Origin of the sequence: Acinetobacter sp. RG5, assembly GCF_031844265.1 — a bacterium.
Taxonomy (GTDB): Bacteria; Pseudomonadota; Gammaproteobacteria; order Pseudomonadales; family Moraxellaceae; genus Acinetobacter.
On sequence record NZ_JAUZUV010000002.1, the window covers coordinates 76,951 to 94,388 of the forward strand.

The following is a 17,438-nucleotide window of genomic DNA, read 5'->3' on the forward strand; positions in this document are numbered from 1 at the left end:
AGAGGGAAACTTCTATTGTGAAAATAGTTAGAGGGTAAGTTTTAAAGACTTTAACTATCGTAATGGAAGTCCCTTCTCCCTTTGGGAGAAGGTTAGGATGAGGGCAATCCAAAATTACAAGTATTTATAAAAAGGATTTGAACATGTCTAAACAGATTCCAATTTCATTTGAATTCTTCCCGACCAAAACTGATGTAGGTGCGGAAAAACTCAAAGTTGTGCATCAAGAGCTACAACTCTTAAATCCAGAGTTCTTCTCTGTGACCTATGGTGCTGGTGGTTCCACTCGTGAACGCACCCTGTCTACTATCAATGACTTTAATGGCAAAGGCGCACCTGTTGCCCCTCACCTGTCTTGTATTGGTGATGACAAAGCGCGTATTGCTGAACTTCTAGACCTGTACAAATCTCAAGGCATTAACCGTATTGTTGCCCTGCGTGGTGACTTGCCTTCTGGTCAGGTCGGTTTGGGTGAATTACCCTATGCCGCTGATCTGGTTCGCTTTATCCGCGAACATTCAGGCGATCATTTTAAAATTGAAGTCGCAGCTTATCCGGAAATGCATCCACAGGCAGAAAGCTTTGATCAAGACATCCAGCACTTTGTTGAAAAAGTACAAGCTGGTGCCAATGCTGCTTTAACCCAGTTCTTCTTCAATCCAGATGCTTACTTTTACTTTGTAGATCGTATCCAGAAAGCAGGAATCGATATTCCGGTTGCGCCAGGCATCATGCCAATTACCAATTCCAGCAACCTGATTCGCTTTGCTGATGGTACCGGTGCTGAAATTCCACGCTGGATTCGCAAGCAACTGGCAACTTATGGTGACGATACTGCCAGCATTAAAGCCTTTGGCCATGAAGTTGTGGTTAAATTCTGTGAGCGTCTACTTGCAGGTGGTGCGCCAAGCTTGCATTTCTACACCATGAATACTACTGACCCGACCCGTCAGCTGGTCACCGATCTTGGTTTAGCTTAAGCCCTTTATTTCACCGATTTTTTGAGTAGAACGATCAATGCCACGTTTTTATATAGATGCTGATTTAACTATTGATGTCAGCCTTGAGCTTACGGAAACTGTATTTCATCATTGGGTAAAGGTTTTACGCGCGCAAGTCGGTGAAAGCGCGACCCTGTTCAATGGACAGGGTGGCGAATATGACGTGACTTTAACCGAGGTTGATAAAAAATCAGCCACCGTCTCGGTCAATGCATTTAATCCTGCCAATCGCACACCAAAGTTCCAGGCTTTGCTCGGTCAGGTGATGAGTAAAGGCGACCGTATGGATTATGCGATTCAGAAAGCAGTCGAACTGGGCGTTTCCGAAATTCAGCTGCTGACTTCGGATCGTTGTGAAATGCGTTTAAAGTATGATCGCGACCAGAAAAAGCTGGATCACTGGCAAGGCATTGCTATTGCGGCTTGTGAACAATGTGGTCTAAACATTGTGCCTGAAATTTTAGCGCCCATGTCACTTGAAAAATGGCTGGATACTGAACTTCCGAACACCAAACTGGTTTTAGCACCCAATAAAGATGAAACAGATGTACTGGCAGATGCGACTTTAGATCTTGCCCTGCTGATTGGCCCCGAAGGTGGCTTGAGTGAGGCAGAAATTAGTGCCGCAAACCAGAAAGGTTTTCTCAACTGGTGTATCGGCGAGCGTGTACTACGTACCGAAACTGCTCCTGTTGTTGCCCTGTCAATTTTGAATTATGTGCTTTAGTTCATCGGATGGGTAAAAATTTGTCTTTAATTTTGTTGATTTTTATTTTTAAGACATCTAATCTCGACTAAAGAATAACAAATACTTATTAATTGATTTCACACATTTCCTGGGGTTTTTATAACAACAATGCACAAGGACGAAAACCGTTTAGGATGAATACAGGCATTGAATCACATGGTTGATAATCAGGACGACTATATTCAGCAGCATTTGCATGATGCTCAAATTGCGAATACGCTTCGCCATAGTCGCTATTTTTTGCTCAGTATCATGGTGATTTGCCTCTATATTTTTTGTATTTATCACATTCAATATAGTCCTTCTAATACGTATTTTAATACCTGGTTTATTCTGACAGAACTTCTGGTCAGCATGTGCTGGCTGGTGAATACGCTGTATTTCAAACCCGAACAATATAATCAGAAAAGCGCGCACCGCTGGTTACAGATGCAGAGCCTTGCAGTCGGAAGCTGTATCGCGGCCGGTATTTATACAATTTATTACTATTTGCCGCAGGCCAATCCTGTATTTGAAGATATTGAAGCACTGACCTTGTCTGCCTTGTTGCTGATTGTAAGCCAAGCATTTGGCCTGACCTACCTGACCCAGAAACTGAGCTATTTTTGTCTGGTCTTTTTGCCGTCCTTATTCCCTTTTTTACTGTCGCAGCTTGACCATGTCGGTCATTCCAATCCCTTTTTTGGTCTGGCCTTAAACTTTGCGCTCATAGTGATTCTGCTGTGCGCGACAAGTAGTTATCGAATTCACAGCCGCACCTCACGTCTGTATGCGGAAAATGATATTTTGGTGAAAAATGCAGAACAGCAAGTGCATTGGACTGATGAACTGTGCCAGCAACTCAAAACTGAAGTCAATAAATCCAAAGATATTGAACAGCAATTACAGCTCAGTAACCAATTGCTGGAGCAAAAAGTACGGGAACGTACCTATGATATTGAACAGATCAATCATGACCTGAAGAATCAGCAGCAGAATCTAAAACTTGCACATGAAATTGCCGGTATTCGGCCATGGGACTGGAATATTCAAGAGCGCAGCATCACCTTAACCAATCATAAAGACGAAAAGATTCTGCGCGATTCCAAAGATCATCATCTGCAATTACAGTATCTGATTCACCCTGAAGATCTGGCCTATTTTAAGCGCAATATGAAGCAGCATCTGCGTGGCCAGATTGAACGCTATGATGCCACTTACCGGATCAAGCTCAGTGAAGGTGGCTGGAGTTGGGTACATGATATTGGCCGGGTGATCAGTCGTGATCCTAAAAATAAAAAACCCTTGCGTATGGTGGGCATCCGTCGTGATATCCAGCAGGAACGTCTGTCTCAAGAACGTTTAAAGCTGGTGGCCAGTGTACTGGAACAGGCTGCGGAAGGGATTTTCATTCTGAATCCTGAATTAGATTATATCGATGTCAATCCTCACTACGAATACTTGAGCGGTTTTGAGCGTGACGAGATTATCGGTAAATCCTTATTTGATATTGCAGTGCAAAATAAATCCCAGCAACGTACTTTTCAGGCCAATATTGTCAAACAGATTCAAAAGATTGGCTCTTATGATGGAGAGGTTTATGCAAAATTTCTGTCTGGTAAAGAGTCGACCTTATGGCTGCATATTAATGCCGTGACTGATGATGAAGGCAGGATTACTCATTATATTGGTATCGTATCAGATCTGACTGAACGTAAATTACAGGAACAGCGCCTGTCCTATCTGGAAAATTATGACACGCTGACTGACTTACCGAACCGCTTTTATTATAATTATCAGCTGCATCAATATCTGGTTTCGCAAAAAGACTCGATTAAAGAGATGGCTGTGATTCGGCTTAACATCGACCGTTTCCGGCCATTGAATGAATACCTGTCCAATAACGGCGGTGATGAACTTTTACGCCAGGTGGCGCAGCGGCTGCGCATGACCAATGCAGAAGCGCTATTTGTGGCACATCTAAATGGTGATGATTTTGCGATTCTCTATGAAATCTCACATATTCGCCCTTCAGTTCAACACCATTGTGAACGCATCGCTCAGGCCTTTAGCAGACCATTCAATATTTACGGTCAGGATCATGTGATTACCCTGTCCATGGGCGTGGCATTCTATCCTGATCATGGCCGTCAGCTGGATTATTTAAATAATTGCGCCGAACAGGCATTGAATGAAGCCAAAAATCTTGGCGGCAATACTATTCACTTTTATTCCAGTGAAAATAATGCTTTACAGAACAAAGGGGTTTTCCTGGAACGTGATTTGCGCAAAGCAATCCAGAATAATGAACTGATGGTGTATTATCAGCCAAAAATCAATTTCAGCGATCAAAGCATTTATGGCTTTGAAGCGCTGATTCGCTGGAACCATCCAGAAAAAGGCATTATTGCACCAGGGCTGTTTATCCCCTTAGCGGAACAGACCAGCCTGATTTCAGACATTGGCCGCCTAGTGATCCAGCAGGCCGCTAAACAGATTCGCCAATGGAATGATCTGGGCTTTAATCATATTTGTGTATCAGTCAATATCGTGGCACAGCAATTGCGTCGTGGTCAATTGCTCGATGATTTGGACCAAGCCATTGCAGATAACCATATTTCTGGCGCCAGTCTGGAGCTGGAAATTACCGAATCTTCTTTAATCGAAAATTCGGAAGCGGTCAAAAATCTGTTGAATGAGATTAAACAGCGACATATTCATATTGCTCTGGATGATTTTGGTACAGGTTATTCCTCTCTCTCCTATCTTGCTGATTTTCCGATTGATACTCTAAAAATTGATCGCAGTTTTGTTTGCAAGATTGGGGAAAACAAACAGGCAGCGATTGTCAGTGCCATGGTGGCCATGGGTAAAGCCATGGGCATGACTGTGGTCGCAGAAGGGATCGAGACTGAAGAGCAGCTAGAATATCTACGTGATTTAGACTGTGATATTGCCCAAGGTTACTTATTTTCCAAACCGCTTCCTGAGCAGGATGCAACCGCTTATTTAGTGCGAGACAAGACGCATCAGACTTATATACCCCAAGTCTAAGTCCATACCCCACCACAATAAGTTTGTTGGAAAAACGGCCGTCTTTGTCTGTCCGAACTGGCTAACAAATGGTATATTCAGGAACATAAATAAATTCTTTGCCCGCTGACCGGGTAATCTTTACAACGATCGAGAGACTGATGGACGAACAATCTTTAAAGCAACAGGCCCTTTACTATCACGAATTTCCTACCCCGGGGAAAATTAGCGTTACACCAAGCAAACAATTGGTCAACCAACGTGACTTGGCCCTTGCTTACTCGCCTGGCGTAGCTGCACCATGTCTTGAGATTGAACGCGACCCTTCAACTGCTGCATTGTATACGGCTCGTGGTAACCTGGTTGCTGTCGTGACCAATGGTACTGCCGTGCTTGGCCTGGGTAATATTGGTCCTTTGGCTTCTAAACCTGTTATGGAAGGTAAAGGCGTATTATTCAAAAAATTCGCTGGCGTTGATGTATTCGATATCGAAATTGCTGAAAATGATCCAGACAAAATTGTGGATATTGTCGCTGCATTAGAACCGACTTTTGGCGGGATTAACCTTGAAGATATCAAGGCGCCAGAGTGTTTCTATATCGAGCAAAAATTGCGTGAACGCATGAATATTCCGGTATTCCATGATGATCAGCACGGTACTTCGATCATTGTCGGTTCTGCGCTCCTCAATGCGTTACAAATCAACGGCAAAAAAATTGAAGATATCAAGATCGTGGCTTCAGGCGCGGGTGCTGCTGCACTGTCTTGTTTGAATCTGCTTTGTGCTCTGGGTGCTAAAAAAGAGAATATCATCGTTGCCGATTCACGCGGTCTGCTGACTACACATCGCGAAGGCCTGGATGAATCTAAGAAAGCCTATGTACAAGACATTGAAGCTACTCAGCTCGGTGACGTGATTGCGGGTGCAGACATGTTCCTTGGTCTTTCTGCTGCGGGCATTTTGACCAAAGAAATGGTCAAGGTCATGGCTGAAGATCCGATCATCTTTGCCTTGGCGAACCCGGATCCAGAAATTCTGCCTGAACATGCGCATGAAGTTCGTGATGACGTGATCATGGCGACTGGTCGTTCTGACTATCCGAACCAGGTGAATAACGCACTGTGCTTCCCGTACATCTTCCGTGGTGCGCTAGACGTTGGTGCAACCACCATTAACGAAGAAATGAAAATTGCCTGTGTCCATGCAATTGCACGTATGGCACACGTTGAAGCTGATGCAGCGACTTATGGTGAAAAATCGGCGTCATTTGGTCGTGAATACCTGATTCCGGGCCCACTGGATCAACGCCTGATTCTAGAAATCGCACCTGCTGTAGCACAAGCTGCAATGGATTCTGGTGTTGCAACACGCCCAATCACGGATTTCTCGCATTATCGTCAACGTTTGTCTGAGTTTGTCTACAACTCTGCCTTCATGATGAAACCAATCTTTGAACAGGCTAAATCTGATCCTAAACGTATTGCTTATGCGGAAGGTGAAGACCTGCGTGTACTTCGCGCAGTTCAAATTGCGGTAGATGATGGTTTGGCAATCCCGATTCTGGTGGGTCGCCCAGCTGTCATTGAAGCCAACATCAAAAAATTGGGTCTACGTCTTGAAGATGGTGTGAATATCACGATTGTTGATCAGGAAAAGAACCCGAACTATGAAATGTTTGCAGACGATTACTACAACATTATGCAGCGCAAGGGTGTAACGCCTGAATATGCACAGCGTGAAGCACGTCGCCGCTCTACCCTGATCGCAGCGATGCTTGTGAAACATGGTATGGCAGACGGTATGCTGTGTGGTACGTATTCAAGCTACGACATTCACCTGGACTTCGTCAGCAACATCATTGGCAAGAAAGATGGTCATAACACTTTCTTTACCTTGAATGCCTTGATGCTTGAAGACCGTAACCTGTTCATTGCCGATACGTATGTCAATACCAATCCAACGGCTGAACAGCTGGCTGAAATGACCATTCTGGCTGCTGAAGAAGTTCGCCGTTTTGGTATGACACCACGTATTGCCCTGCTTTCTCATTCAAGTTTTGGTTCAGACCAGCATGATGCCAGCGCGCAAAAAATGCGTAAGGTGTATGACATCCTGTCTGAAATCGCGCCTGAGCTGGAAGTTGAAGGTGAAATGCACGGTGATGCTGCACTGGATGAGAACATTCGTCAGTTTGCATTCCCGAATTCACGTTTCAAAGGCTCTGCAAACTTGCTGATCATGCCGAATCTGGATGCTGCCAATATCTCGTTTAACCTGTTAAAGGCAACTTCAGGCAACAACGTAACGATTGGTCCAATTCTGTTGGGTGCTGCGAAACCTGTGCACATCTTGACGCCGACTGCGACTACGCGTCGTGTAATCAACATGACCGCACTCACTGTTGCAGAAATCCAGCAAGCGGAACAAGATGCACTTTAAGCCAATGACAAGATAACGACGCATCAGCCTCGTTTCTTAACTTGAGAAAACCTCTATTCTGTAGCATGATGCTTCTAAGAATAGAGGTTTTTTCATGCAAGTTTATTTAGTAGGCGGCGCAGTTCGAGATCATTTACTCGGACACCCCTATCACGAAAAAGATTATGTGGTTGTTGGTGCAACTCCCGCGCAAATGCTTGACTTAGGCTATCAGCCCGTAGGCAAAGATTTCCCTGTTTTTCTACATCCCCAAACAAAAGAAGAATATGCACTGGCGCGTACCGAACGTAAATCTGGCGCCGGTTATCATGGTTTTGAGTTTCATACCGATGTCAGCGTTACCCTGGAGCAGGATCTGATTCGTCGCGATCTGACCATTAATGCCATGGCCATGGATGATGCCGGCCAGGTTTATGATCCTTATGGTGGTCAACAGGATCTGGAAAACCGGATTCTACGTCATGTTTCCGATGCCTTTATCGAAGATCCATTGCGCGTACTGCGAATAGCCCGTTTTGCTGCCCGTTATACCAGTGCAGGCTTTGTGATTGCCGATGAAACTTTGGCGTTAATGCAACGCTTGACTGAATCGGGTGAATTAAATGCCTTGACACCGGAACGCGTCTGGAAAGAAACTTCCCGTGCATTATCCGAACGTCATGCTGATGTGTATTTTGAAGTATTACGCGAGTGTGGTGCTTTAAAGGTACTCTTCCCTGAGATTGACGCCTTATATGGCATTCCGCAACGACCTGAATATCATCCGGAAATTGACTGCGGCATTCACACGATGATGTCCTTGCAGCAGGCATGTCGTCAAAATTATAGCCTGGATGTACGTTTTGCCGTTTTAGTGCATGACTTAGGAAAAGCTTTGACACCAGTTGAAGAATTACCGCGACATATCATGCATGAAGAACGTGGCATCAAGCCAGTGAATGAACTGTGTGACCGCTTAAAAGTGCCAACGTATACTAGGCAGCTGGCTTTGGCGGTGTGCAAAGAGCATCTGAAATGCCATCAGGCCTTTAATCTTAAGCCGGGAACCTTATGGCGATTATTGCAACGTCTGGATGTGTTACGTCGCCCTGAACGTGTCGAAGCTTTCGTCCAGGCGTGTGAATGTGATTCACGTGGCCGTCTAGGTCTGGAAGATCGTGCTTATCCACAAGCACAATACGTCCTTGATGCCATGCAGACCGTACGTGCCATCAAGGCACAAGACCTGCCTGCCGATATTCAGGGACCAGATATTGGCGAGATGCTGATTGAACGGCGGATTCAGGCACTCGGTGAGCTCAAAGCGCAACAAACCGTAGCGGTTGAATAATAAAAAAGCACCCTCGGGTGCTTTTTTAATAGCTTAATTTCTCTTTATCACAAAAACAATTAAGAAATATCGAATCCGCTGGATCAGGAAATATCTGCCGGAAAAGTAATCACCTGTTCCAGTTTCATACGATGGGTTGCAATCATCAACAAACGGTCAATTCCCAAAGCAATCCCTGAACATTCTGGCATGTTCGGTAAAGCCGCCAGTAAATACTCATCGATGGGCATGACATGCAAGCCCAGTTTGGCTCGTTCAGCATTATCTGCCTCAAAGCGCGAACGCAATACGTCAGCATCAATCAGCTCATCATACGCATTGGCCAATTCTAAACCTTCGATATACAGCTCAAAACGTGCGGCGACCAGTTCACCCTCTTCATCGATTCGGGTTTTAGCCAAAGAAGCCATTTCAGGGGGGAAATCGGTCAGGAATACTGCGGTATCAAACCCCAGACTCGGTTCAACCATATGTGAAAATAACAGGTCAATATAGCCAAGACGGTCATTTCCCAGATCCAGATTAAGACCGACGCGGCGGCAGCAGTCTTTCAGTTCCTGTAAAGTGGCTTGAAGCGGATTGAGATCCAGACGATCCATGAACGCGTGCTTATAACTCAAAATGGTCGGACGTATTTCGCCAAAACGTGCTTTCAAGGTCACATTCAACAGATCAGATACTTCAAACATCAAATCTTTTAAACTAAATCCCGGACGATACCATTCCAGCATGGTGAATTCGCTATTGTGCTTACGCCCATGTTCATCATCACGGAAGACTTTACAGATTTGATAAATGGGTCCAGAGCCACTGGCCAATAAGCGCTTCATGGCAAATTCAGGTGAGGTGTGCAAATAATGTGTATTCAGTTTACCCAGCACATGGCGCTGTGCCTGTACCGAGGCTAAATGCACATCGGTCACACCGGCTTGAGACAAAATCGGTGTTTCCACCTCTAAGACATCGCGCTCAGCGAAAAACTGACGGATTTGACGATATAAGGTCGCCCGCGCGTGCATGGCCTGAAGGTCACAAGTGGGTTGATACGTCATCGTCATGCCTTCGGCCCACCGTGTGCCGCCCACTCACGACGCAGCAGATAGGTTTTACGTAAATGATCAAAGGCTTGCTGATCGATTTTGCCTTCTTTGAGACAGGCACGTAGATTGGCATCATCACGAGCAATGTGATAAATTTGGGATAAATGCTGTTGCAATGCCATTTTTAAATCCTGCCCCTGAAAAAACTGCTCACAGATAGGCAGCTGGGATTCAAACTGTTTATTGGCTGCAAAACCAAAAGTTTGACAAAAAGCTTCATAGATCATCTGGGTACCGCGCGCTTTGCCTTCCAGGCTATAACCGGCAATATGCGGAGTCACCAAGGTGACCAGATCCAGAAGTTCTGCTGAAATCACCGGCTCATGCTCAAAAACATCCAAAATCACGGTTCGATGTGTCGCCTGTATATCCTGGATTAGCGCGGCCTCTTCAATGACTGGCCCACGTGCTGAATTAATCAAGATCGCGTCAGGCTGCATTTTTGCCAATGCAGTAGCATTAAATAAATGATAGGTTGGATATGCGCCTGTTTTGGTTAAAGGAACATGAATCGAAATTGCATCTGCTTGTTGCAGCAATTCATGAAATTCGACTTGATCAACCTGCTCTCTTTGCACAAAAGGATCGCAACCGATCACACGCCAGCCCAAAAGTTTCGCCATATAAGCCAGACGGGTTCCGACATTACCCAAACCGACAATACCCAAGGTAAATGTCGCATTGGCATCGAGTAATTCAAGACGTACCTGCAATAATGCAGTAATGACATATTCAGCCACCGCTTGCGCATTACAGCCGGCCGCATTACTCCATTGAATCCCATGCTGTTCTAATGCAGCAATATCCAAATGATCTGTGCCAATGGTGGCACTACCCACAAATTTAATCGAACTATTCTGTAGCAGTACTTCATTGACCTGAGTCACTGAACGTACCAACAGGCTATCGGCATCTTTGACATCATCTGCGCTTAAGGTTCGCCCTGCACGATGTTGAATGTCACCAAATTCGGAAAAGAAATAATCGGTAAATGCCAGATTTTCATCTGCGACAATTTTCATAATGAGATCCATATGATGCTTGGACGTATGATAGCGCGTTGACGCCTCTGACTCTATATTTGGCCGATACGTCCATTTTTCAAGATTTTATGAATTAAGTTCAGGACTGAAGAATTTAATATTCAAGATCTGCAGCCTAAAAAGAAAAACCCCAATCTTTCGACTGGGGTTTTTAAAATTTGGCGGAAGCGGTGAGATTCGAACTCACGGAGGACTCACACCCTCGTCGGTTTTCAAGACCGGTGCATTAAACCGCTCTGCCACGCTTCCTTGGCCGCCATCATATAAATAAATTAGATTTTTGGCAATAAAATTTAGCGAAACTTCTATAAAAAGCAGCTTATTCAGCTAAAAATCATCCGAAATCAAAGCCAATCTGAGTATTTTCATTCAAAGATTTTAGTATTGCAATGATCTTGAGTTGAATTTAACTCAGTAGAGAATGATGAGAGAAATAATCACATTCAGCATCAAGTAGATCAACAACTGAAAAAATATTGAGACATAAAAAAACCCAGTCAAATTGACTGGGTTTTTAAAATTTGGCGGAAGCGGTGAGATTCGAACTCACGGAGGACTCACACCCTCGTCGGTTTTCAAGACCGGTGCATTAAACCGCTCTGCCACGCTTCCATGGCCGACATGATATAAACAAAAATCACGCTTGGCAAATATTTTTATGCTTTCACTGCATCAACTGCACAAAATAAAATCAATTCCATTAATCTGCTGAATTTTCTGGCTTTTCATAACGAATTGAATTGATGAACCAGAGTTTCTTGCCGGAGGGGGTCAATACCTCGGCCTCATCATCGACCTGCTTGCCCAATAACGCGCGTGCCATCGGCGAACTAATCGAAATATGTTGCGGATGATGATCATAAATTTCATCTACACCAACAATGCGTAAAGTTTTTTGTTCGCCTTCTTCATTTTCAATGTCCACCCAAGCACCAAAATAAACCTTACCCTCCTGCTCCGGGGAAAAATCGATGATTTTCAGTTCTTCGAGGCGCTTGCCGAGATACCTGACCCGTCGATCAATTTTACGCAAAATTTGCTTGTTATATTGGTAGTCTGCGTTTTCAGAACGGTCGCCAAGACTGGCGGCCCAGTTCACTTTTTTGGTAATTTCAGGGCGCTCTTCATGCCAGAGATTTTTAAGTTCTGCCACCAATTTATCGTGTCCAGCACGGGTGATTAAGTTGGATTTCATACGTCTTGCTGATCATATTTTCAGTGTTTTAACTTACAAACAGATTATTTTATTTACCATTTTAACACAATGGTAAAATTCCAAAAAAATTAACTTTATATTTCAATATCTTAAAATTATTTTTAAAAATAATTTGTGTACAAAATTTGACAATCGTTTTTCAGATCATTAATATGCCAGCAACTTCCGGAAATGCTTACTTTTTAATCTATGTAGTTTTTCTACATAATTATCTTTAAATCTCTTGTCATTTTGAATGACGTCATGACTGCCCAACCCTTATTGAATTTATCAAACTGTTAAAATTTCTGGCTTTGTTGGCTGTGATTTTTAGGGCATAAATTACTTGTAGCGGAGACAACATGCACAGTAGTTCATCCACTGGGTCGAGGCTTTGCCTAAGATCTGTAATTTCTTCTCTCCCTTTGAAAGCACTTGTACTGAGCACTGCATTTATTCCCCTACACAGTATCAATGCAAGTAAGACCACACTTCAGTTTGATCATGTGGTCAATAGCAATAAGTTGACCGTGGTTGCGGTTGAAAATCCGACTACCGTATTCCAGGATGGACAACATCTGCATGGCTTCGGTTATGATCTGGTTCGTAACTATGCCAACAATCTGAATGTAAAACTCGATTTTAAAATCGTTCCTGATAATCAGACTGCCCTACAGTGGGTTGCTCAGGGTAAAGCCAATCTGGCTATGACGACTACTGATATACGCACCATTGAAAACAAGCGTTTGACGTCGTTCTCGGCCACTTGTGGCGATGAATCGATTCTGTCGAGTAATGGCTTGAATACCAATTTAAACCTGGTATTTAAATCTGCTACAGATCCTTTGAGCCAGACGGCCAGTGCTTTTGTCTGCAAAGGTAAACAAAGTGGTGCCATCAAGCAGCTTGCTTCATTTTATAATCAGAATGTGGTGAAAGAGGAATCCTGGACCACCATTCAACGTGATTTGAACAACCGTCTGCCGATCTATGAAGCGAGTTTTAAACAGACAGCGCAGCAGTATGACCTGGATTGGCATTTACTGGCGGCCATTGGTTATCAGGAATCTTATCTGAAACCGAATTCAGTTTCTCCGACGGGTGTGCGTGGTTTGATGATGCTGACCAACAGTACAGCAAAAGCCATGGGCGTGAGTAACCGTACCGATCCTGCTCAAAGCATTCAGGGTGGTGCCAAGTATTATGATCAAATGCTTAGTCGCTATGATCATATTCCTTTTCCAGATCGGAACTGGTTTGCACTGGTAGCTTATAATATGGGCCCAGGTGCAGTGAATCAGTTGCAAAAGCGCATTCAGTCGCAAGGCAAGAACCCGAATAACTGGGTGAACTTATATGCCTATCTGGATCAGAATAAAGCCAATAATGGTCGCTACCGTCAAGCGGTACAATATGTGACCCGCATTCGTGCTTATTTGGAACATATCAAGACCACACCACAATTGGTGAATATCTAAGCTAAAACCTTAGCATTAATCAAAATGCCATAAAAAAAGCTTACCTCAGGGTAAGCTTTTTTCGTCTTTATTCAGGCTAATGTCTTAGTAGAATTAAGCCGTGGTATTTTCAAGTACTTTCTTGAACAAATCTTTTTGTTCCTGACTTGGTTTTGCAGTCTGAAGTGCCATCAATTGTGACATATCACCTTGTACTTTAATTTTACCCGTCATAAAGGCCTGCATCGCAGCCGCCATATCAAACTCCAGGAAAACTTTACGTAGAGTTTCGCCATCCATATTCAGCGTGGTTTTGGCATTTGAAGACAAACCTTTCTTGATTGCCCCACCATCTAAAGATAGTTCAGTATTACCTGTAGTGTCCGCTACAACCAAATTAATCGCAAGGTTCGCCAAAGCTGGTGGCAAATTCAAATCGCCAGCTTGCGCAGTTAGAGTTTCTACAGTTGAAAACCAATCATCAGTTAAAAAAGCAGGCATGATCTTTCCTCAAATTATTTGTTCATTTGTGTCGACTATCCAGACGACATCATGTTGAAGCTATTATGCTTGTGCTTTGTTATATCATGATCATTAGCGCAAAGGCTAACGAATTTTGTACGCGCCGTTCAATTTTTGTAGTTCTATTTTTATTTATGTTTATAAGCAGACATCAACCCGCAGGCTGATGTCTACACGTTCTAAAATTAGTCTGCAGCAAAGCCCAGATTGACCATATTGATCCGGCGGTTCTCGCCTTCCACAGCTTCTTCAGTTGAATCACCGCCTTTGAAGTCGAATTCACGCTGGCTGTCCAGCACTTCAAAATCAAATAATTCACGATCGACCAGCTGCGATGGCGAAACATTTTGCAATGCGCCAAAAATGCTGTGCAGACGTTTTGGATGTGCTTTATCCCAATCACGTAACATGTCATTGATAATTGCGCGCTGCAGGTTGTCCTGAGAGCCACATAAATTACATGGAATAATTGGAAATTGACGCATTTCTGCATATTTAATGATGTCTTTTTCTTCCACATAGGCCAGTGGACGAATCAGAATGTTCTTTTTGTCTGAAGACAACAGTTTTGGTGGCATGGCTTTCAAGCTGCCGCCATGGAACAGGTTCAGGAAGAAAGTCGCCAGGATATCATCACGATGATGGCCTAAGGCAACCTTGGTCGCACCAATTTCCTGCGCAAAACCGTATAAAGAACCACGACGCAAACGCGAACAGACTGCACAGTAGGTTTTACCTTCAGGCGTCAACTTTTTGGTGATGCTGTAGGTGTCTTTTTCCAAAATGTAATACGGAATGTTATTTTCTTCTAAATAACGAGGTAATACATCTTCCGGGAAGCCTGGCTGTTTCTGGTCCAGATTCACAGCCACTACATCGAAATTGATCGGTGCGATGCGCTTGAACTGTAGCAGGATATCCAACAGGGTATAACTGTCTTTACCACCAGAAATACACACCATGACCTTATCGCCTTCTTCAATCATCTTGAAGTCACGAATGGCATGTCCGACCTGTCGGCGAAGCTTCTTCAACAAACGGTAGTAGGCTGAGCTTGTTGGCAGTTCAGGTTTGAAATTAAATCCTTGTTCGGACTCAACTGGCGAGTACATAGACGAGATTAACCCATAAAAAAAATACCGCGCAATTTTAGCCGATTCGGACCGCTATCGCATCAAAAGAATTTATTTTCATGAAAATGTCTTATTAGTTTCATTTTCATGTTTTATTTAGATTGATATATTGAACGATTGCGTTCATTTTTTAGTCAAGATGCTTATCTTTTGGACTTTTCCACAGTTGTCCACAAAAGCTGTGGATAACTTTGTGGATTGAAACAGACTTGACAACTTGTCCGGCTCAAAAGATAAGGCTTTTCTTTGAATTGATCATTTTTTGATCAATTTAATTATTTATAAAAATCAAATAGTTAACCCTGTCAAGCCTAAGGTTTTAAATTAAATCATATTTTTTTTTCTACTGCTAAAATGTAAAAAATGACTTGCATTTACAAACTCGTTTATAAATGCAGCGCACAAGTCTTTTCATTCCGTAATTTTTTGTTAAACTCTTTATTGAATTTTTCTCGCTTGTGTTTACTTAATATAAACAATGAAAATAAATGTGTATGTTTTGGGGCGTTATGGGATCAGTGGTTTGCTGTTGGCAAGCTGTTGTCATTTTGCTTATGCCGGTCAAACGATCTATCAATTACGCGACAGTAATGGCAGTACTTTATTGACCAATAAGAAAAGTCGCTATAATCACCTGCAGGTAGAAAAGAAAACTTATTATCCCGACAGCAATATTCATAGTTATAGTAACTGGGGCTCGAGTGAAGCTTCCGTGTTACCTAGCTATAGTAAAAATAAAAATGCCTATGACTCGATCATCCGTCAGGCAGCACAAACCTATGGCGTGTCTGAAGGCTTGATTAAAGCTGTGATGCATACCGAATCCGGTTTTAATGTGCAGGCACGCTCTCCAGTCGGTGCACAGGGCTTAATGCAACTCATGCCGGCGACTGCCCGTCGTTTTAATGTCAGCAACGCTTATGACCCGCAGCAGAATATTATGGCAGGTGCCAAATATCTGGCCTGGTTATTGAAACGTTTTAATGGCAACACCACCTTGGCACTGGCAGGCTATAATGCCGGTGAAGGTAATGTCGCCAAATATAAGGGCGTGCCACCGTTTCGTGAAACTCAGGACTATGTCCGTCGTGTCAGCAGCCGTTATCAGAACTTATATGCTCAGGGAATTGGCAATACTAGTTCTACCTATACAGCATCTTCTGGTACTGGCCGTGTGATTGCCAGTTCTGACAATTATTCGATTGAAACTACCACAGCTTCCAATATTCAGGCTGCCAAGTATCAGCGTCAGATCATTGCTCAAGCGGATGGCAGTTTCACCGATGCACCGGCAGGCTCATATGCCACCGCGAATGCGTCAGCATCTGCAAAAATATATTTAAGTGAATAGCTCCTAAACAGCTTTGTTTTTAAAGACCTATGTTTCAATTTGCACAAAAAATATCCTGTTTTTTTTGTAGCCAAATGCTATTTTTTCCTTGAATTCTTCTCGATTTCACCGCATATTGATTTCAATGATTTACATTTAATAATCAGATTATTTTTCTGTAATAAGAGGATTTCTCAATGATGCGGATTGGTTTGTTCTTGCTAACCAACCTCGCGGTACTGGTTGTAGCTGGCATTATCTTGTCACTCTTCGGTGTCGGTAGTTACCATGGCGCAGGTGGCTTGAATCTAGGCAACCTGTTGGTCATCTGTTTTGTGTTCGGTATGGTCGGCTCAATGATTTCCCTGTTCATGTCTAAATGGATGGCGAAAAAGACCACGGGTACTGAACTGATTGACCCGAATGCACCTCGTAACCAAGCTGAAGCCTGGTTGCTCCAAGAAGTTGCACAACTTTCTCAGCGTGCAGGCATTAAAATGCCGGAAGTGGGTATTTTCCCCTCTTACCAGTCGAATGCCTTTGCCACCGGCTGGAACAAAAATGATGCTCTCGTTGCGGTATCAACTGGCTTGCTTGAGCGTATGAACAAAGACGAACTTCGTGCAGTATTGGCGCATGAGATTGGTCATGTCGCCAATGGTGACATGGTCACTCTGGCACTAATCCAAGGTGTTGTGAACGCCTTCGTGATGTTCTTCGCACGTGTCGCAGGTGATTTTATTGACCGCAATGTCTTTGGTCGTGAAGAAGGTGAAGCCCCGGGTATTGCCTATTTCGTGATTACTATTGTGCTGGATATCGTGTTCGGTATCTTGGCGTCGTCGATTGTGATGTGGTTCTCTCGTCACCGTGAATACCGTGCTGATGAAGCAGGCGCACGTCTGGCAGGTAAACAAGCTATGATTTCAGCATTACTGCGCTTACAGGCAGAATCTGAAATGCCAGATGCCATGCCGAAAGAAATGAAAGCATTTGCGATTTCTGCGGGTAAAGAAGAAGGCTTTAGCCTTGCTGCATTGTTCCAGACGCATCCAAGCATCGAACAGCGTGTCGCTGCATTGCAACAACTAGATTGTGCTTAAGTAAAACTTTAGTTTTGATTCAA

At 43.6% G+C, this 17,438-nt stretch carries 13 protein-coding genes and 2 tRNA genes; 8 read left to right on the forward strand and 7 right to left on the reverse strand.

What is annotated here, in order from left to right; all coding sequences use genetic code 11:
* Positions 1 to 143 precede the first annotated feature (143 nt).
* From metF to Q9R21_RS03045, 5 genes are all read left to right on the forward strand, one after another.
* Positions 144 to 980 (forward strand): methylenetetrahydrofolate reductase [NAD(P)H], encoded by an 837-nt coding sequence (gene metF, locus Q9R21_RS03025; protein WP_311203705.1) that lies wholly within the window; start codon positions 144 to 146, stop codon positions 978 to 980.
* A gap of 37 nt (positions 981 to 1,017) precedes the next feature.
* Complete coding sequence (locus Q9R21_RS03030) at positions 1,018 to 1,728, forward strand: 16S rRNA (uracil(1498)-N(3))-methyltransferase (RefSeq protein WP_311203706.1); 711 nt, start codon at positions 1,018 to 1,020, stop codon at positions 1,726 to 1,728.
* Positions 1,729 to 1,905: 177 nt separating this feature from the next.
* Positions 1,906 to 4,782 (forward strand): EAL domain-containing protein, encoded by a 2,877-nt coding sequence (locus Q9R21_RS03035; protein ID WP_311203707.1) that lies wholly within the window; start codon positions 1,906 to 1,908, stop codon positions 4,780 to 4,782.
* Positions 4,783 to 4,922: 140 nt separating this feature from the next.
* A complete protein-coding gene (locus tag Q9R21_RS03040; protein ID WP_004280528.1) occupies positions 4,923 to 7,202 on the forward strand; it encodes an NADP-dependent malic enzyme in 2,280 nt (759 codons plus the stop codon).
* A 94-nt stretch (positions 7,203 to 7,296) separates the two neighbouring features.
* Positions 7,297 to 8,532 (forward strand): multifunctional CCA addition/repair protein, encoded by a 1,236-nt coding sequence (locus tag Q9R21_RS03045; RefSeq protein WP_311203708.1) that lies wholly within the window; start codon positions 7,297 to 7,299, stop codon positions 8,530 to 8,532.
* An 83-nt stretch (positions 8,533 to 8,615) separates the two neighbouring features.
* On the opposite strand, the gene epmA is transcribed toward Q9R21_RS03045, so the two are convergent.
* The 5 genes from epmA to greB form a co-directional block, all read right to left on the reverse strand.
* A complete protein-coding gene (gene epmA, locus Q9R21_RS03050; protein WP_311203709.1) occupies positions 8,616 to 9,590 on the reverse strand; it encodes an EF-P lysine aminoacylase EpmA in 975 nt (324 codons plus the stop codon).
* Complete coding sequence (locus tag Q9R21_RS03055; RefSeq protein WP_311203710.1) at positions 9,587 to 10,654, reverse strand: 4-phosphoerythronate dehydrogenase; 1,068 nt, start codon at positions 10,652 to 10,654, stop codon at positions 9,587 to 9,589. The genes epmA and Q9R21_RS03055 overlap by 4 nt, the downstream gene beginning before the upstream one ends.
* Before the next feature lie 180 nt (positions 10,655 to 10,834).
* Positions 10,835 to 10,924, reverse strand: a tRNA-Ser gene (locus Q9R21_RS03060).
* A 273-nt stretch (positions 10,925 to 11,197) separates the two neighbouring features.
* Positions 11,198 to 11,287, reverse strand: a tRNA-Ser gene (locus Q9R21_RS03065).
* An 88-nt stretch (positions 11,288 to 11,375) separates the two neighbouring features.
* Positions 11,376 to 11,870, reverse strand: a complete 495-nt coding sequence (greB, locus tag Q9R21_RS03070) for a transcription elongation factor GreB (protein ID WP_004645740.1) — start codon at positions 11,868 to 11,870, stop codon at positions 11,376 to 11,378.
* A gap of 362 nt (positions 11,871 to 12,232) precedes the next feature.
* On the opposite strand from greB, the gene Q9R21_RS03075 reads away from it, so the two are divergent.
* Positions 12,233 to 13,348 carry a transglycosylase SLT domain-containing protein gene (locus Q9R21_RS03075; protein WP_004280534.1) on the forward strand — a complete coding sequence of 372 codons (1,116 nt, stop codon included), beginning with the start codon at positions 12,233 to 12,235 and terminating at the stop codon, positions 13,346 to 13,348.
* Between the two features lie 93 nt (positions 13,349 to 13,441).
* Here the strand turns inward: Q9R21_RS03075 and Q9R21_RS03080 are convergent, their stop codons facing one another.
* Positions 13,442 to 13,828, reverse strand: coding sequence for an SCP2 sterol-binding domain-containing protein (locus Q9R21_RS03080; RefSeq protein WP_004280536.1), 387 nt, complete (start codon positions 13,826 to 13,828; stop codon positions 13,442 to 13,444).
* Between the two features lie 206 nt (positions 13,829 to 14,034).
* Complete coding sequence (gene ttcA, locus Q9R21_RS03085; protein WP_004280538.1) at positions 14,035 to 14,961, reverse strand: tRNA 2-thiocytidine(32) synthetase TtcA; 927 nt, start codon at positions 14,959 to 14,961, stop codon at positions 14,035 to 14,037.
* A gap of 499 nt (positions 14,962 to 15,460) precedes the next feature.
* On the opposite strand from ttcA, the gene Q9R21_RS03090 reads away from it, so the two are divergent.
* Both Q9R21_RS03090 and htpX read left to right on the forward strand, forming a co-directional pair.
* Positions 15,461 to 16,333 (forward strand): lytic transglycosylase domain-containing protein, encoded by an 873-nt coding sequence (locus Q9R21_RS03090; RefSeq protein WP_253101612.1) that lies wholly within the window; start codon positions 15,461 to 15,463, stop codon positions 16,331 to 16,333.
* 176 nt (positions 16,334 to 16,509) lie between these two features.
* Positions 16,510 to 17,415, forward strand: a complete 906-nt coding sequence (gene htpX, locus Q9R21_RS03095; protein ID WP_004280540.1) for a protease HtpX — start codon at positions 16,510 to 16,512, stop codon at positions 17,413 to 17,415.
* Positions 17,416 to 17,438: the final 23 nt, after the last annotated feature.